This is a genomic window from Litoreibacter sp. (assembly GCF_039974535.1).
GTDB lineage: Bacteria > Pseudomonadota > Alphaproteobacteria > Rhodobacterales > Rhodobacteraceae > Litoreibacter.
Genome location: NZ_JBDWIU010000009.1, coordinates 1 through 17,256 on the forward strand (window position 1 = coordinate 1; position 17,256 = coordinate 17,256).

A 17,256-nucleotide genomic window follows, 5' to 3' on the forward strand; every position below is an offset into this window, starting at 1 on the left:
CACCAAGTTCGAAGCTGAGGCCTACATCCTCACCAAAGAAGAAGGCGGTCGTCACACGCCGTTCTTCGCGAACTACCGCCCACAGTTCTACTTCCGTACAACTGACGTCACCGGCACAGTTCAGCTTCCAGCTGGCACTGAAATGGTTATGCCAGGCGACAACCTGAAGTTCGACGTTGAGCTGATCGCACCAATCGCGATGGAGCAAGGCCTCCGCTTCGCGATCCGCGAAGGCGGCCGCACAGTTGGCGCTGGCGTTGTATCCAAAATCACTGAGTAATGGGGTGCGGGCCTAGGCCCGCGCACCACGTGGGTGGCAGTTGCTCGCAAGAGCAATGAGACCCCACTCAGGTGTTACTAATAAAAAAGGCCGCTTCCCAAGGGAGGCGGCCTTTTTGCGTTGGTAAGAAGCGGGAGAATTAAACTTCCGCTTGGCGGACTTTGTTGCCGTTCGCCAATCATCGCCTTTAGGACGTAAGTTACATCGTAATGTGTTTGACTCGTTGTCAAAGGGATGTCTTAAAGAGTCTTAATGAATTGGCAAAACATCATCGTAATACTCGCACTCTCAAGTATTGGTTCATTGGCTTTCGCAGAAACTGGTCGACTGGCTAGGGTAGCTGAAACCGATTGGATGGATATTTGGGAACGACATTTTGAAAAATGCGAAACTGAAGTTTTCGAGAATGAAATTACGTCCGTCTGTGAAAGACAAAATCGCCAAATCAATCTCCGTTTAGACGTCTCAGCTCCCTACAATTCAGAAAATCCCTTGGTGAATGCTCAGAGTTATTTGGCTGATCGAAAACTCCATTGTTCCCGCCTTGTTGCGGAACGGGTTGGTCGATGCATAGGCATATTTGACATCCACCCCCGCAGTTCGTTAAGCGGTTTTCGGTCTGTGTCGCATCTGGAATCTGGTCTGTATCGCATGGAGTTTGTGGTTTTTCACGGAGCAGAACTGATCAGAGCCAACGTACATGCAGACATCGAAGACTTCGTTGAGTACGATGGATGGCTACAATGGTCGTTGGCCAGATTGACACCATTTTGGTGATACACCTTCTTTGAGCTATGACTGCTTCGGGCTCGAAGAAGAGATCCGAAATAACACCAAAGCCCGGAATCAAGCGTGTAGCGCGCCGGGCATCTCCAGACCGCCCGACAGGGCTGGCGATATTGAGATCTCACCTCATCATCTCGATGAGGAATGTGCTCGGCTGCCATAAAGTGGTGTGAACCCGTGTTGTATCGCCACCCCGTGGTCTGGCGATGCCCAGTTATCCTCACGTGTAGGTTACGATCTAGGCCATTGTGCACACAGCATGTGCGCGTCGCTGGTGGTGATTAATTATGTTTAGAAACAATTGGATAATCAGATTATTTCGCTCGTGCACATCGGCGTGAGCCTTTGCGATGGCATCGTGTCTTCCAATCTGTCCCGTTTGCCCCAGATTGAGAGGTGCAGGGCCACTTTGGTTCGCCCGCCCCAAAAAAAGGCGCGGAGTGTTCATTGAAAGGAGCACATACCATGAAAAATGTAATTCTCGCTTTGGGCATCGCCGCTGGCCTAATGGCTGCCCCCGCTTTGGCGCTGACCCCTGATGCAGCGAATCCCGCGGATGTGGAAACGCTATCTGATACCCAGACGGACGCTTTGATTGCTGTTCTGTCAGGGCTGCCGCGTCTGTAATGCGTGGCTTTTCTGCCTACCTGTCGCCCTTGCAGGTAGGCAGACACTCAATTCTACGTATTAGAAGCAGATGATGTCTTGCAAAGGCGTCAATGCTTTAATAACACCTCTTCACTAAGTGCAGGGGATTAGCTCAGTTGGTAGAGCATCGGTCTCCAAAACCGAGGGTCGTGAGTTCGAGTCTCTCATCCCCTGCCAGTAATTTTCTAGAGTGAGGTCACGTCGGCCAACATGAAATGTGTCACCGACATCGTCTACGACCCGCGCCACAAGCTGGAGCTTGACCTCTACCTTCCTGACGCCCTGACAGCCGACGCTTGCGTGATTTACATGCATGGTGGCGGGTTTCGCCGTGGGCACCGCTCGCATGTAGAGGTGGCGCATTTTGCACAAAGCCTAACCGATGCGGGCTTTGCTATGGCGTCCATCAGCTACAGATTGCGGACAGAGCTAGATGCCTTCTCGGATGAGGATCAGGCGCATATCATCGCTCATGTGGAGCGTACCCAGAAGGTGGGACTGAATCTAACCCCGAACCTTTGCGGACCGGCCTTCGTGGCAGCCATGGAAGACCTATCGAACGCCATTGAATATTTGTGGGTTGAAGGGGAGCGCCTTGGCATCTCGTCGCGCAAACTGGGGGTGCTGGGCATCTCGGCGGGTGGTATCGCGGGCTTGTCGCTGGCTTACCCCCCTAGACCTTGGGTGCGCCGCGTCTCGAGCCCTGATGCCGTTGTGGCGGTGAGCTCCGCGATTATCCATCCATGGCGATTGGGAGGGAATGGCGCACCTTGCTTGATGTTCCACAGCCCGCAAGACGAGATTATCGGCCTTGGCAACGCTCAACTGGGCGCTGCGCGCGCGCAACAAATCGGTTCGCCAGTGACCTTGATTGAGACGAAGGTGAATGGGCATGCGCAGCAGATCGACGAGATGTTGGACGGATCACATGCCGATGGCACGCCCTATATGCAATTGATCATCGACCACTTCGCGCGGCTGCGGGAAGACCATTAAATCTCCTCACCTTTTTCCAGCAGCTTGTCGATCAGATCACGGTGTAACTGCTGGCTGTCGCCGCCGCCAAATTGCATCGCGCCCCCAGTGAACAGAGTGCCATAAGTCCGCGCCAAGTTGACGACCTGACCTAGCCCTGAAATCAATTGATCTTTCTCAAGGGGCGACAATGGATGGATAAAGGTGGCCCATAGCTGCCCCTGTGCGATGGCGTAGCGGGCGTCCAGTGCCGTGTCAAAATTCGCCTGCATGACGCGAAGCATCTCCTCGGGGTCCATTCCCTCGGCACTGCGGATTGGGATCATTGCGCGCATACGATCAGCACCCTCATCGGTTACAATGACGACGGGAATGTCGGTAATAACCAGGCGGAAGGCGTTGCCGGCGCTCTCGACATTTGGATCCAGCACGGTGAAAATTTCAGCCATTCTCGACAGCGTCATTGGCGGCTCTGATGTCTCAGCCTCCTGCGCGACCAAAGGGGCCGTCAGTGCTGCGATCAAGGGGAGTGCTAATGCGAGAGATTTCATAATATGGCCTTCCATGACATCCCCCAATGCTAGGGTAGAGAAGCCCCGAACGCCAATGCACCCTTTTGTGAGCGCAGGATTCCTTGCGTCTTCCTCTTGCAAACTGGCGCAAGGGGACGTAACTGAGCCATTGAACGCAATCAAAGGTCCGATCATGGCACGCACGAATCCAGCACAGTTTATCCAGCAGGTCCGCGGCGAGGTTTCCAAGATCGTTTGGCCAACACGCCGTGAAGTTCTTTTGACCACGGTTATGGTGTTCATCATGGCGACCATCACCGCGATCTTCTTCTCGTTCGTGGACATTGGCATTCGCGCCGGTTTGAATGGCATCTTCGACCTGTTCTAAAACACCTCTAAGGTATCCTCGTTCTTCATCGCCGCTGAAATAGCGCTGGCGTAGCTTTGTGTTTTCTTGTCAGATCGCGCGGTAATTCCCCGAGCAGAGGCAGGATCATCATGACCGACAAGAGCAACCGCACACCGTCATTGGTAACCCGCGTCACGCAAGCCCTGCATTTTGTGGAGGGGGAGACTGGCGCGGTCATTCCGTCCATCCAACCTGCGGCGACTTATGCGCGCGACGAGAACTACGAGGTACGCAAACCCTATTGGTACCGCCGCGACGGCAGCCAGACTACCGCGCAGGCTGAAGCGGTTATCGCCGAGTTAGAGGGCGCCACGGAATCGCTGCTGTTTGCCTCGGGCATGTCGGCCTGCACAGCGGTGATTGAGCATTTGCCTACGGGCGCGCATATCGTTGCCCCCAAAGTGATGTATCATGGGGTTCTTGCGCAAATTCAGAATTACGTCGCCAATGGGCGTATCACGGTGAGTTATTACACCGCTGGCAACCTCGAGGAGCTAGCCGGCGCTGTTCGCAATGGCGAGACGCAGCTTGTCTGGGTTGAGACGCCGAACAATCCCGACTGGGAAGTCACCGACATTGCCGCCGCCGCCGAGATTGCGCATGGGGCAGGGGCCAAGCTGCTGACTGACTGCACGGGCACGCCGCCGAACCTGACACGGGCCTTGGACTTTGGGGCGGATATATCGTTTCACTCTGCCACCAAGTATTTGAACGGGCATTCAGATGTTACCGCAGGCGTGCTGTCCGTGCGCGAAACTGGGCAGTTCTGGGAAGACATCTACATGGTGCGCAAGTTGCAGGGTACGGTTCTGCACTCGTTCGACGCGTGGTTGCTCATCCGTGGCATGCGGACGTTGTTTTTGCGGGTGGAGCGGTCTTGCCAGAATGCCATGGCGCTGGCGAAGCACTTCGAGGGCCACGCTCATGTTGAGAAGGTTCTATACCCCGGGCTGCCCTCCGATCCGGGGCATGCCGTCGCCAAGAAGCAAACCGGCGGGCAGTTTGGCGGCATGGTGTCAATTATCGTGAAGGGTGAAGAGCAGACCGCCATTGACGTGACCCGCTTTTGCGAGGTGTTCTATCCCGCAACCTCGCTTGGGGGGGTGGAAAGCCTGATTGAGCACCGCAAAACAGTCTCAGGGGAGGGGTTCCCTGTGCACCCGCGCTTGTTGCGCCTGTCTATTGGGATCGAGGATGTGAATGATCTGATTTATGACCTAGAGCAGGCCTTGTCGCGCGCCAACAGCTAGGGTGTGTAAGAATGATCGTCGGGCGTTAAATCGCCTCGCAACCCCTTGAATCTTAGGCCGTGGCGGCGTAATGCAGCGCTCAACACGAACCCATAGCGCGTATCGATTCGAGATGCGCGCTGTTTTCGTTTCGGCGAGAGTCACCTTGGTATTTGGTGCAACTCGTTGATAGTATTGGAACTTACCGGCACTGCCGGAATAGATAGAGGCGCAGGCAAGATGGCAAAACGTTGGTATTCGGTATCAGTGCTATCCAACTTCGAGAAGCGGATCGCGGAGCAAATTCGCGCGGCCGCCGAAGAAAATGGCCTGCAGGACGAGATTGATGAAGTTCTGGTTCCGACCGAGGAAGTCATCGAGATCCGCCGCAACAAGAAAGTGACCGCTGAGCGCCGCTTCATGCCAGGCTACGTGCTGGTGCGCATGGACATGTCGGACCGCGGCTACCACCTGATCAGCTCGATCAACCGCGTAACTGGCTTTTTGGGCCCGCAAGGCAAGCCTAGCCCGATGCGCGACGCTGAAGTTCAGGCCATCTTGGGCCGCGTCGAAGAGGGTGCGGAAGCGCCACGCTCGACCATCGTGTTCGACGTGGGCGAGAACGTAAGCGTGACCGACGGCCCGTTCGAGGGCTTCGCAGGTCAGGTCGAAGAAGTAGACGACGAGAACCAGCGCCTGAAGGTGACGGTCTCTATCTTTGGCCGCGCAACGCCGGTCGAATTGGAATTCACACAGGTCGCTAAAACGTCCTGATGTGCATATCGTGGGAGGTGAGCGGCACGCGTGTCGCAACCCTGACCACGGCAACTCGTAGCTCGAAGGTCGCGACCTGAGAGTGTTGAAAAAGGAGAAGGCCCATGGCCAAGAAGATCGCTGGCACGATGAAACTGCAGGTTCCTGCAGGTCAAGCCAACCCATCCCCACCCGTAGGCCCAGCATTGGGTCAACGCGGTATTAACATCATGGAATTCTGTAAGGCGTTCAACGCCAAGACACAGGAACTGGAGCCAGGTGCGCCTTGCCCAACCGTGATCACTTACTACCAAGACAAATCTTTCTCGATGGACATCAAGACGCCACCAGCGTCCTACTTCCTGAAGAAAGCTGCCAAGCTGAAGTCCGGCGCAAAAACACCTTCGCGTGAAGTTGTTGGCCACGTGACAAGCAAGCAAGTCCGTGAGATCGCTGAAGCGAAAATGAAAGATCTGAACGCGAACGATATCGACGCGGCAATGCAGATCATTCTGGGCTCCGCCCGCTCTATGGGCATCGAGGTGAAGTAATGGCTAAACTCGGAAAACGCACTACCGCCGCTCGTGAGCAATTCGCTGGCAAGCGCAACGTCACTGTCGAAGAAGCTGTTGCTCTGGTTAAGAACAACGCCAAAGCTAAGTTCGATGAAACTTTTGAAATCGCAATGAACTTGGGCGTTGACCCACGTCACGCTGACCAAATGGTTCGCGGTGTGGTTGCTTTGCCAAACGGCACAGGCAAAACCATGCGCGTTGCTGTCTTTGCACGCGATGCGAAAGCTGAAGAAGCCAAAGCGGCTGGCGCAGACATCATTGGTGCCGAGGACCTGATGGAAATCGTGCAATCCGGCAAGATCGACTTCGATCGCTGCATTGCGACACCTGACATGATGCCTATCGTTGGTCGTCTGGGTAAAGTTCTGGGCCCACGTAACCTGATGCCAAACCCTAAAGTTGGCACTGTTACTATGGACGTCAAAGCTGCTGTTGAAGCTGCTAAGGGCGGCGAAGTTCAGTTCAAAGTTGAAAAAGCTGGTGTTGTCCATGCTGGTATCGGCAAAGCATCCTTCTCCGAAGAGAAGCTGGTTGAGAACGTTCGCACGTTCATCGACGCTGTTGCTAAAGCCCGCCCGTCTGGCGCCAAAGGTGGCTACATGAAGAAGATCGTTGTGTCTTCGACAATGGGCCCAGGCGTAACCATCTCGGTTGAAAACGCGACTGGCAACTAAAATACTGCGATGAGAGGGTCCAGAACAGGGCCCTTTTAGGTGCATGTATGAAGTATAAAAGGCACCCTTTTCGGGGTGCCTTTGTTCTTTTGGGGGCTACATTTCGGCAAAATGTTATCCAAAAATTATTCAAATTCCGTCTCAATTGAGTCGCAATACCTTGATTGAAGTGTTTGTATTGGTACCAGAACGGAGATTCTAGGCGTGGGTAAGTACGAAATATTGAGTGAGTATCGGGCAGACGCAATAAAGGCGTTATGCGGAGAGAATCCTGATCTGCAGCCTCGGAAGCGGCTGCGTGCAATGGATGACATGCCCGACGAATTGCGTAACCTAGTCGAATTTCGTGAAGCCTTCGTTGCGAATGCGGTGGTTGGCCGCTGTCGTGCCGCGGCTGCCAACAAGCACATGTCGCATTTGCGAGAAGCACGGAGAAAAGCCGGCGCGCTGGAGCTCTACGAAAGCTTTGAGGATTTGCTTGGTGAGCATTTGAACGGGGTTTCCTTTGGTGCCCATGGATTTATGGACAAGCAACTTTCCAACGCCGATGCCGATGCCATCTATGAGGGTATCCACAAGGTTATCGCGGTGCTGAAGGAGTTGGGTTACGACGCCTTTGCGAACTCTGGTACGCTTTTGGGATTGGTGCGTGATGAAAAGCTAATTCCATACGATGACGATGTGGATTTGGCGGTTATCTTGTCGGCGCGTCGCGATGCAGATGCGGCCGAGGAATTCAAAATTCTCTTGGGATGCCTTCTTGCAGAGGGACTGGATTGCAGAATGATTGAAAGTAAAAATGCGATCATCAAGCTCCCAAATATTGAGGGGTTTGAAGTCGATCTGTTCCCAGCCTACGGCGCGCACGCCCGCTACAACATCTTTCCCTATTCGCGCAAACAGCTGAAGTTTTCTGATATTTGGCCGTTGAAAGCCTGCCCGATCAGCGGGCTGCCGTTGCCAGCCCGTCCGGAAGTGTTGCTGAAGGAAAACTATGGCGCCGACTGGGAAACTCCGAACTCGCGGTTTTCCTTCCCTTGGGTGACCCAGAAGAAAAAATTCAAAGTGCTTCTGGATGAACTGAACAACGGCGAATGATGGAGCGTCTGTTCTGACATAGGGTGCCTTTGAAAACCTGTGCCAGATCGAAGCTTTAACGCGGACGGATGATGTTTCGGCAATTGAAATTCGCGCTAATGTTCTGAAGCTGCGCGCCTAAGTATCGGGGCTTCTCAAGTTCGCACTTCACTTCCCACCAAAAATAACCTAATGAGCCACTCGAAGAGGTCGTCTGACGTGTTGGGCGACCTCTTCGATTCGTCCGAGATGGTGGGTTGGAGCCTTAAACTCCTTTAATTCCTGCCTGAGACGGGATCAGACCAGATTGACTGTGGGTGAGAACTCCAGGCGGTTCGGGCGTCCCGTGCACGATGGACCCAACCGCCGGAGTGATCCGGTAGACTGAGCCGGGGAGCAATCCCCACAATTGGAGTGAAACTGTGGATAGAGCACAAAAAGAGAAACTGGTCGAAGAACTCGGCCAAATCTTTGAAAGCTCTGGCGTTGTAGTGGTTAGCCACTACGAGGGTATCACGGTTGCCGAGATGCAAGACCTGCGTGCGCGTATGCGCGAAGCTGGTGGGTCTGTGCGCGTCGCCAAGAACAGGCTCGCCAAAATCGCTCTTGAGGGCCAGCCATGCGCAAGCATTGCTGAATACCTCGAGGGAATGACCGTTCTCGCCTATTCAGAGGACCCAGTTGCCGCCGCGAAAGTGGTGAACGACTATGCCAAGGACAACGAAAAGCTCGTTATCCTTGGGGGTGCTATGGGCGAAGACGCGTTGGATGTCGCTGGTGTTAAAGCCGTGGCCGCTATGCCAAGCCGTGAGGAGCTTATTGCTTCCATCGCGGGTTGCATTGGCGCCCCAGCTTCGAACATTGCCGGCGCGATTGGCGCACCTGCTTCGAACGTCGCAAGCATTCTCAGCACCATCGAGGACAAAGCAGCAGCTTAACCTCGACACGATACTTTCGTGGGGCAAATGCCTACGCGTTGGAACACAACTTAATAGAACGGAAACAGTATAATGGCTGATCTGAAAAAACTGGCTGAAGAAATTGTCGCACTGACACTTCTCGAAGCACAAGAACTAAAAACCATCCTCAAAGACGAGTATGGCATCGAGCCCGCAGCTGGCGGCGCAGTAATGGTTGCAGGCGGCGGCGACGCTGGCGGTGCATCTGCTGAAGAACAAACTGAATTTGACGTGATCCTAGTTTCTGCTGGTGCAGCAAAAATCAACGTCATCAAAGAAGTTCGCGGCATCACAGGTCTTGGCCTGAAAGAAGCTAAAGACTTGGTCGAAGCTGGCGGCAAAGCTGTCAAAGAAGGCGTCGACAAAGCTGAAGCAGAAGACATCAAAGGCAAGCTGGAAGCAGCTGGCGCAGAAGTCGAAGTTAAGTAATTGTCGCGCAGCATCGCTGCGTAGTCAAAAAATGGCTGGATCCGGAGTAATTCTGGGTCCGGCTTTCCGCGTCTCAGAGAGGGCTTTGAATTAAAGCCTTCTCTAAGGAGCGGTATCAGGTTCGGGAGCACGCCCGTGGGAAGGCGCGCAAGTATTGAACCACATCTCCTTGATCCAAGTGGTATGCCACCCGACCCCGGGGTGACATATCCGAGGAAATTGAAAGGCTTTGACGAGCATGGCTCAAACATACGTTGGTCAAAAACGAATCCGCAAATATTTCGGCAAAATTAATGAAGTTTTGGCTATGCCAAACCTTATTGAAGTGCAGAAATCTTCATACGACCTTTTCCTGAAGTCCGGCGATCAGCTGGCTCCTATGGACGGCGAAGGTATCAAAGGCGTCTTCCAGTCGGTTTTCCCGATTAAAGACTTCAATGAGACAGCAATTCTTGAGTTCGTAAAATACGAACTGGAAAAACCGAAGTACGACGTCGAGGAATGTCAGCAGCGCGACATGACTTACAGCGCCCCGCTGAAAGTGACCCTCCGTCTTATCGTGTTTGATATCGACGAAGATACAGGCGCGAAATCGGTTAAAGACATCAAAGAACAAGACGTCTTCATGGGCGACATGCCTTTGATGACCCCCAATGGTACGTTCGTTGTGAACGGTACCGAGCGTGTTATCGTTTCCCAGATGCACCGCTCGCCGGGCGTGTTCTTCGACCACGACAAAGGCAAAACCCACTCCTCGGGTAAGCTTTTGTTCGCATGCCGCATCATTCCTTACCGTGGTTCTTGGTTGGACTTCGAATTCGACGCAAAAGACGTAGTCTTTGCGCGTATTGACCGTCGCCGTAAGTTGCCTGTGTCCACCCTGCTTTACGCACTGGGTCTGGACCAAGAAGGCATCATGAATGCCTACTACGACACCGTAGACTTCAAGCAAGAGAAGAAGGGCGGCTGGTCCACCAAGTTCTTCCCTGAGCGGATCAAAGGCACGAAGCCTACTGCGGATATCGTTGACGCGAAGACTGGCGAAGTCATCGCTGAAGCTGGCAAGAAAATTACCCCTCGTGCAGTTAAGAAGCTGATCGAAGAAGGTAATGTCGAAAATGTTCTGTTGCCGTTTGAGGGCATCATTGGGCGTTTCGCTGCTTGCGACATCATCAACGAAGAAACCGGCGAGATCTGGGTTGAAGCTGGTGACGAGCTGACTTGGGAGCTGGACAAAAAAGGCGAAGAGGTCGTAGGCGGCACTCTGAAAACTTTGGTCGACAACGGTGTAACCACGATCCCAACGCTGGACATCGACCACGTCAACGTCGGCCCATACATCCGCAACACTGTTGCCGTGGATAAGAACTTCAGCCGCGAAACTGCGCTGATGGACATCTACCGCGTTATGCGCCCGGGCGAGCCACCCACCGTTGAATCCGCGTCGGCCCTGTTCGACACGCTGTTCTTCGATAGCGAGCGTTATGACCTGTCCGCTGTTGGCCGTGTTAAGATGAACATGCGTCTTGATCTGGATGCGGAAGACACCGTGCGTACGCTGCGCAAGGAAGACATCGTATCTTGCATCAAAGCGCTGGTTGACCTGCGCGATGGCCGCGGCGACATCGACGACATTGACCACCTTGGCAACCGTCGTGTGCGTTCCGTTGGCGAGCTGATGGAAAACCAATACCGTGTGGGCCTGCTGCGCATGGAGCGCGCGATCAAAGAGCGTATGTCCTCTGTCGAAATCGACACAGTGATGCCGCAAGACTTGATCAACGCGAAACCAGCCGCTGCTGCGGTTCGCGAATTCTTCGGCTCCTCGCAGCTGTCGCAATTCATGGACCAAACCAACCCGCTGTCCGAAGTTACGCACAAGCGTCGCTTGTCCGCGCTTGGACCAGGTGGTCTGACCCGTGAACGTGCTGGCTTTGAGGTTCGTGACGTTCACCCAACTCACTACGGCCGTATGTGCCCGATTGAGACACCCGAGGGTCCGAATATTGGTCTGATCAACTCGCTGGCTACTTTTGCCCGCGTGAACAAATACGGCTTCATCGAGACACCTTACCGCAAGGTTGTGGACGGTGTTGTGACGGACGATGTTCAATACATGTCCGCGACTGAGGAAATGCGCCACACAGTGGCGCAGGCGAACGCCAACCTCGATGAGAACATGAAGTTCGTGAACGACTTGGTCTCGACCCGCCAGTCCGGCGAGTACATGCTGCAAAGCAACGCCAACGTTGACCTGATCGACGTTAGCCCGAAGCAGTTGGTCTCGGTTGCGGCCTCCTTGATCCCGTTCCTTGAGAATGACGATGCGAACCGGGCCTTGATGGGCTCGAACATGCAACGTCAGGCTGTTCCATTGCTGCAAGCTGATGCGCCATACGTGGGCACTGGTATTGAGAGCGTGGTTGCCACCGACTCTGGCGCTGCCATTCAGGCGCACCGTGGCGGTATCATCGACCAAGTTGACGCGACACGTATCGTTGTGCGCGTAACTGATGATTTGGCTCCGGGCGATCCTGGCGTGGACATCTACCGTCTGCGTAAGTTCCAGCGTTCCAACCAAAACACCTGCATTAACCAGCGTCCGCTGGTGAAAGTGGGCAACGTGGTGTCTGCTGGTCAGGTTATTGCTGATGGTCCATCCACTGACATGGGTGAGTTGGCCCTTGGTAAAAACGTGCTCGTCGCGTTTATGCCTTGGAACGGCTACAACTATGAGGACTCCATCCTGATTTCCGAGCGCATCGCGCGTGACGACGTCTTCACCTCGATCCACATCGAGGAATTCGAAGTCGCCGCCCGTGACACGAAGCTTGGACCAGAAGAAATTACTCGCGACATCCCGAACGTCGGTGAAGAAGCGCTGCGCAACCTCGACGAGGCTGGCATCGTGTACATCGGCGCCGACGTGGAGCCGGGCGACATTCTGGTTGGTAAGATCACACCGAAGGGCGAAAGCCCGATGACGCCGGAAGAAAAGCTTCTGCGCGCCATCTTTGGTGAGAAAGCCTCCGACGTTCGCGATACATCGCTGCGCGTTAAACCAGGTGACTTCGGGACAGTTGTTGAGGTTCGCCTCTTTAACCGTCACGGCGTTGAGAAAGACGAGCGCTCGCTGCAAATCGAGCGTGAGGAAGTTGAGCGTCTGGCACGTGACCGTGACGACGAGATGGGCATCCTAGACCGCAACATCTACGCGCGTTTGCAAGCCATGTTGCTTGGCAAGAAAGCTGTGAAAGGTCCGAAAGGCGTTAAGCCGAACTCGGAAATCACACCTGAATTGCTGGAAACATTGTCTCGTGGCCAATGGTGGCAGCTTGCTTTGGCTGAAGAAACCGAAGCCGCAGCAGTTGAAGCGTTGAACGGTCAGTACGAGACCCAAAAAGAGGCCCTTCAGGCTCGCTTTGAAGACAAGGTCGAGAAGGTTCGCCGTGGGGACGACTTGCCACCAGGCGTGATGAAGATGGTCAAAGTCTTCGTAGCGGTGAAGCGTAAGCTGCAACCGGGCGATAAAATGGCCGGCCGTCACGGCAACAAAGGTGTTATCTCCAAGGTTGTTCCAATGGAGGACATGCCGTTCCTTGAGGATGGTACTCCGGTTGATTTCTGTTTGAACCCACTGGGCGTGCCGTCGCGTATGAACGTTGGGCAAATCCTAGAGACCCACATGGGTTGGGCCGCTCGCGGTCTGGGCTTGCAGATCGACGACGCTTTGGATGACTTCAAACGTACTGGTGACAGCCAGCCTGTGCGCGATGCTTTGCAGAACGCTTACGGCCCTGAAACCTACAGCGAAGCCTTCGACGGTATGATCGAAACCGACATGCTTGAGTCCGCCGAAGCCGTGCGCCGTGGTGTTCCAATCGCGACGCCGGTATTTGATGGTGCCAAAGAGAGCGACATCAACGATGCACTGTCTCGTGCTGGGTTCGACACTTCTGGTCAGTCGGTGCTGTTTGATGGCCGCACAGGTGAGCAATTCGCCCGTAAGGTCACAGTCGGTATCAAGTACCTGCTGAAACTGCACCACCTTGTGGACGACAAAATCCACGCGCGTTCAACCGGGCCATACTCGCTCGTCACGCAGCAACCTCTGGGTGGTAAAGCTCAGTTCGGTGGCCAGCGCTTCGGTGAGATGGAAGTTTGGGCTCTGGAAGCTTACGGCGCCGCTTACACCTTGCAAGAAATGCTGACGGTGAAATCGGATGACGTGGCAGGCCGGACGAAAGTCTACGAGTCGATCGTCAAAGGCGAGGACAACTTCGAGGCCGGTATTCCGGAATCGTTCAACGTTCTCGTGAAAGAAGTCCGAGGTCTCGGCCTCAACATGGAACTCCTGGATGCGGAGGAGGAGTAGGGGCGCTTAGCACCCCCACTCACCCCATCCCCTAATTTGTAAGGACGCAAAATGAACCAGGAACTGACAAACAACCCGTTCAACCCGATCGCTCCGCCAAAGAGCTTTGACGAGATCAAAGTTTCCTTGGCCTCCCCCGAGCGGATCTTGAGCTGGTCCTACGGCGAGATCAAAAAGCCGGAAACCATCAACTACCGTACGTTCAAGCCTGAGCGGGACGGCCTGTTCTGCGCACGCATCTTTGGCCCAGTCAAAGACTACGAATGCCTGTGTGGCAAATATAAACGCATGAAGTATCGCGGCGTTGTCTGCGAGAAATGTGGTGTTGAAGTTACGCTTCAAAAAGTACGTCGTGAGCGTATGGGCCACATCGAGCTGGCAGCCCCAGTGGCACACATCTGGTTCCTCAAGTCGCTTCCATCCCGGATCGGCCTGATGCTGGATATGACTTTGCGCGATCTGGAACGCATTCTCTACTTCGAGAACTACGTTGTTATCGAGCCTGGTTTGACCGACCTGACTTACGGCCAATTGATGAACGAGGAAGAATTCCTCGATGCGCAAGACGCCTACGGCATGGACGCTTTCACCGCCAACATCGGTGCTGAAGCGATCCGCGAAATGCTGGCTGCGATTGATCTGGAAGCGGAAGCTGACCAACTGCGTGAGGACCTCAAAGAGGCCACAGGCGAGCTGAAGCCCAAGAAGATCATCAAACGTTTGAAACTGGTTGAGAACTTCCTCGAGTCCGGCAACCGTCCAGAGTGGATGGTTCTGACCGTGGTTCCTGTGATCCCGCCAGAGCTGCGCCCGCTGGTTCCACTGGATGGTGGCCGCTTTGCGACTTCCGACCTGAACGACCTGTACCGCCGCGTGATCAACCGGAACAACCGCCTGAAGCGCCTGATTGAGCTTCGCGCACCGGACATCATCGTGCGCAACGAGAAGCGTATGCTTCAAGAGTCTGTGGACGCATTGTTCGACAACGGCCGTCGTGGCCGGACTATTACTGGCGCCAACAAGCGTCCGCTGAAGTCCTTGTCCGACATGCTGAAAGGTAAGCAAGGTCGCTTCCGTCAGAACCTTTTGGGTAAGCGCGTCGACTTCTCTGGCCGTTCCGTCATTGTGACCGGCCCAGAGCTGAAACTGCATCAATGTGGTCTTCCCAAGAAGATGGCGCTGGAGCTGTTCAAGCCGTTCATCTACTCGCGTCTGGAGGCCAAAGGTCTGTCCTCCACCGTGAAGCAGGCGAAGAAGCTGGTTGAGAAAGAGCGTCCAGAAGTTTGGGACATCCTCGACGAAGTTATCCGCGAACACCCAGTGATGCTGAACCGTGCGCCGACTTTGCACCGTTTGGGCATCCAAGCGTTTGAGCCGGTTCTGATCGAAGGTAAAGCTATCCAGCTTCACCCGCTGGTCTGTTCGGCCTTTAACGCCGACTTCGACGGTGACCAAATGGCTGTGCACGTACCGCTTTCGCTGGAAGCCCAGCTTGAAGCGCGTGTCCTGATGATGTCGACCAACAACGTTCTATCTCCTGCAAACGGTGCACCCATCATCGTTCCATCGCAGGACATGATCCTTGGTCTCTACTACATCACCATGGAGCGTGAAGGCATGGTTGGCGAAGGCAAGATCTTCTCCAACGTGGAAGAAGTTCAACACGCCTTGGATTCCGGCGAAGTGCACCTGCACGCCAAGATCCAAGCCCGCCTGCCGCAGATCGACGACGAAGGTAACGAGGTGCTGACGCGCTTTGAGACCACGCCGGGCCGTATCCGCTTGGGCGCGTTGCTGCCGTTGAATGCGAAAGCACCGTTCTCCTTGGCGAACCGCCTTCTGCGTAAGAAGGAAGTTCAGCAGGTTATTGACACCGTCTACCGCTACTGTGGTCAGAAAGAGTCCGTAATCTTCTGTGACCAGATCATGACCATGGGTTTCCGCGAGGCGTTTAAGGCCGGTATCTCGTTCGGTAAGGACGACATGCTGATCCCAGACACCAAATGGCCAATCGTTGACGGCACACGCGGTCAGGTTAAAGAGTTTGAGCAGCAGTACATGGACGGCCTGATTACTCAGGGCGAGAAGTACAACAAAGTGATTGATGCTTGGTCGAAGTGTAACGACCAAGTCACCGACGCTATGATGGCGAACATTTCCGACTCTGGCCGCGACGATGCGGGCGCTGAAAATGAACCGAACTCGGTTTACATGATGGCCCACTCCGGTGCGCGTGGCTCGGTTACGCAAATGAAGCAGCTGGGCGGTATGCGTGGTCTGATGGCCAAGCCAAACGGTGAGATCATTGAGACGCCGATCATCTCGAACTTTAAAGAAGGCCTGAGCGTTCTTGAGTACTTCAACTCCACCCACGGTGCCCGTAAGGGTCTGTCGGATACGGCTTTGAAGACTGCGAACTCCGGTTACCTGACACGCCGTCTGGTTGACGTGGCGCAAGACTGCATCGTTCGCATGCACGACTGTGGCACTGAAAACTTCATCAACGCCTCTTCGGCGGTGAACGACGGTGAGGTTGTGGCCTCTATTGGTGAGCGCCTTCTGGGTCGTACGGCTGCCGAGGACATCTTGATGCCGGGCACTGACGAGATCATCGTCGCCCGTGGCGAGTTGATCGACGAGCGTAAAGCCGACGCAATCGATGCTGCGGATATTCCAACTGCACGTATGCGTTCGCCTCTGACCTGTGAAGCTGAAGAAGGCGTTTGCGCCATGTGCTACGGCCGTGACTTGGCCCGTGGTACGCTGGTGAACACTGGTGAAGCTGTCGGCATTATCGCCGCGCAGTCAATCGGTGAGCCTGGTACTCAGCTGACAATGCGTACGTTCCACATTGGTGGTGTTGCGCAGGGTGGCCAACAGTCGTTCCTTGAGGCCTCGCAAGAGGGTAAGGTCGCGTTCGAGAATGCGTCCATCCTTGAGAACGCCGCTGGCGAAAAAGTGGTTATGGGTCGCAACATGCAGCTCACAATCACCGATGCCAACGGCACCGAGCGTGCGCGTCACAAGATCAGCTACGGCTCCAAACTGCACATCAAAGATAAGGCCAAAGTGGCCCGCGGCGATAAGCTGTTTGAATGGGATCCGTACACACTGCCAATCATCGCTGAAAAAGACGGTAAGGCCCGTTTTGTCGACCTCATCTCCGGCATCGCCGTTAAGGATGAGACCGATGACGCGACAGGCATGACGCAGAAGATCGTGGTTGACTGGCGCGCTGCTCCTAAGGGCAACGAGTTGAAACCTGAAGTGCTGATCGAAGGCCCTGATGGCGAACCTGTACGTCTGGAAAATGGCAACCCTGCCACTTACCCGATGTCTGTGGATGCCATCCTGTCCATCGAAGACGGTCAAGACATCAAAGCTGGTGACGTGGTTGCGCGTATCCCTCGTGAGGGTGCCAAAACCAAGGACATTACCGGTGGTCTGCCACGTGTGGCCGAACTCTTTGAGGCACGTCGCCCTAAAGACCACGCTATCATTGCGGAAATCGACGGCTACGTTCGCTTCGGCAAGGACTACAAAAACAAGCGCCGTATCGCGATTGAGTCCTCTGA

General features: G+C 54.6%; 14 protein-coding genes, 1 tRNA gene and 1 pseudogene. 15 read left to right on the plus strand and 1 reads right to left on the minus strand.

Going from position 1 to position 17,256, the window contains the following annotated elements; translation table 11 throughout:
- From tuf to ABJN86_RS07470, 5 genes and pseudogenes are all read left to right on the plus strand, one after another.
- Positions 1-280: pseudogene (gene tuf / locus ABJN86_RS07450) on the plus strand (elongation factor Tu); the annotation flags it as partial.
- Between the two features lie 252 nt (positions 281-532).
- Positions 533-1,057, plus strand: coding sequence for a hypothetical protein (locus tag ABJN86_RS07455; RefSeq protein ID WP_348362949.1), 525 nt, complete (start codon positions 533-535; stop codon positions 1,055-1,057).
- Between the two features lie 474 nt (positions 1,058-1,531).
- Positions 1,532-1,693, plus strand: a complete 162-nt coding sequence (locus ABJN86_RS07460) for a hypothetical protein (protein WP_348362951.1) — start codon at positions 1,532-1,534, stop codon at positions 1,691-1,693.
- A gap of 122 nt (positions 1,694-1,815) precedes the next feature.
- Positions 1,816-1,891: transfer RNA gene (locus tag ABJN86_RS07465), tRNA-Trp, on the plus strand.
- A 33-nt stretch (positions 1,892-1,924) separates the two neighbouring features.
- Positions 1,925-2,710, plus strand: a complete 786-nt coding sequence (locus tag ABJN86_RS07470) for an alpha/beta hydrolase (RefSeq protein ID WP_348362952.1) — start codon at positions 1,925-1,927, stop codon at positions 2,708-2,710.
- On the opposite strand, the gene ABJN86_RS07475 is transcribed toward ABJN86_RS07470, so the two are convergent.
- Complete coding sequence (locus ABJN86_RS07475) at positions 2,707-3,240, minus strand: type III secretion system chaperone (protein ID WP_348362953.1); 534 nt, start codon at positions 3,238-3,240, stop codon at positions 2,707-2,709. The genes ABJN86_RS07470 and ABJN86_RS07475 overlap by 4 nt on opposite strands.
- Before the next feature lie 154 nt (positions 3,241-3,394).
- On the opposite strand from ABJN86_RS07475, the gene secE reads away from it, so the two are divergent.
- From secE to rpoC, 10 genes are all read left to right on the plus strand, one after another.
- On the plus strand, positions 3,395-3,589 hold the full coding sequence (gene secE, locus ABJN86_RS07480) for a preprotein translocase subunit SecE (RefSeq protein ID WP_348362954.1): 195 nt from the start codon (positions 3,395-3,397) through the stop codon (positions 3,587-3,589).
- Between the two features lie 110 nt (positions 3,590-3,699).
- Positions 3,700-4,860 carry a PLP-dependent transferase gene (locus ABJN86_RS07485; RefSeq protein WP_348362955.1) on the plus strand — a complete coding sequence of 387 codons (1,161 nt, stop codon included), beginning with the start codon at positions 3,700-3,702 and terminating at the stop codon, positions 4,858-4,860.
- Between the two features lie 219 nt (positions 4,861-5,079).
- A complete protein-coding gene (gene nusG, locus ABJN86_RS07490; RefSeq protein WP_348362957.1) occupies positions 5,080-5,613 on the plus strand; it encodes a transcription termination/antitermination protein NusG in 534 nt (177 codons plus the stop codon).
- Positions 5,614-5,717: 104 nt separating this feature from the next.
- Entirely contained in the window at positions 5,718-6,143 is a 426-nt protein-coding gene (gene rplK / locus ABJN86_RS07495; protein ID WP_348362958.1) for a 50S ribosomal protein L11, read from the plus strand.
- Complete coding sequence (rplA, locus tag ABJN86_RS07500; RefSeq protein WP_348362959.1) at positions 6,143-6,841, plus strand: 50S ribosomal protein L1; 699 nt, start codon at positions 6,143-6,145, stop codon at positions 6,839-6,841. Before rplK ends, rplA begins: the two co-directional genes overlap by 1 nt.
- A 204-nt stretch (positions 6,842-7,045) precedes the next feature.
- Positions 7,046-7,939: a LicD family protein gene (locus ABJN86_RS07505; RefSeq protein ID WP_348362961.1), complete on the plus strand. Its 894-nt coding sequence runs from the start codon at positions 7,046-7,048 to the stop codon at positions 7,937-7,939.
- 401 nt (positions 7,940-8,340) lie between these two features.
- A complete protein-coding gene (gene rplJ / locus ABJN86_RS07510; RefSeq protein ID WP_348362962.1) occupies positions 8,341-8,856 on the plus strand; it encodes a 50S ribosomal protein L10 in 516 nt (171 codons plus the stop codon).
- Positions 8,857-8,928: 72 nt separating this feature from the next.
- Positions 8,929-9,306, plus strand: coding sequence for a 50S ribosomal protein L7/L12 (rplL, locus tag ABJN86_RS07515; RefSeq protein ID WP_348362963.1), 378 nt, complete (start codon positions 8,929-8,931; stop codon positions 9,304-9,306).
- Between the two features lie 238 nt (positions 9,307-9,544).
- Positions 9,545-13,681, plus strand: a complete 4,137-nt coding sequence (gene rpoB / locus ABJN86_RS07520) for a DNA-directed RNA polymerase subunit beta (protein WP_348362964.1) — start codon at positions 9,545-9,547, stop codon at positions 13,679-13,681.
- A 51-nt stretch (positions 13,682-13,732) separates the two neighbouring features.
- Positions 13,733-17,256 (plus strand): DNA-directed RNA polymerase subunit beta' (rpoC, locus tag ABJN86_RS07525; RefSeq protein WP_348432207.1); only part of this gene is annotated, 3,524 nt, incomplete at its 3' end.

Bases quoted from the DNA above. Each gene is read 5' to 3' on its own strand.
- ABJN86_RS07455 (WP_348362949.1), top strand. From the start codon at position 533: ATGAATTGGCAAAACATCATCGTAATACTCGCACTCTCAAGTATTGGT.
- ABJN86_RS07460 (WP_348362951.1), top strand. From the start codon at position 1,532: ATGAAAAATGTAATTCTCGCTTTGGGCATCGCCGCTGGCCTAATGGCT.
- ABJN86_RS07470 (WP_348362952.1), top strand. From the start codon at position 1,925: ATGAAATGTGTCACCGACATCGTCTACGACCCGCGCCACAAGCTGGAG.
- ABJN86_RS07475 (WP_348362953.1), bottom strand. From the start codon at position 3,240: ATGAAATCTCTCGCATTAGCACTCCCCTTGATCGCAGCACTGACGGCC.
- secE (WP_348362954.1), top strand. From the start codon at position 3,395: ATGGCACGCACGAATCCAGCACAGTTTATCCAGCAGGTCCGCGGCGAG.
- ABJN86_RS07485 (WP_348362955.1), top strand. From the start codon at position 3,700: ATGACCGACAAGAGCAACCGCACACCGTCATTGGTAACCCGCGTCACG.
- nusG (WP_348362957.1), top strand. From the start codon at position 5,080: ATGGCAAAACGTTGGTATTCGGTATCAGTGCTATCCAACTTCGAGAAG.
- rplK (WP_348362958.1), top strand. From the start codon at position 5,718: ATGGCCAAGAAGATCGCTGGCACGATGAAACTGCAGGTTCCTGCAGGT.
- rplA (WP_348362959.1), top strand. From the start codon at position 6,143: ATGGCTAAACTCGGAAAACGCACTACCGCCGCTCGTGAGCAATTCGCT.
- rplL (WP_348362963.1), top strand. From the start codon at position 8,929: ATGGCTGATCTGAAAAAACTGGCTGAAGAAATTGTCGCACTGACACTT.
- rpoB (WP_348362964.1), top strand. From the start codon at position 9,545: ATGGCTCAAACATACGTTGGTCAAAAACGAATCCGCAAATATTTCGGC.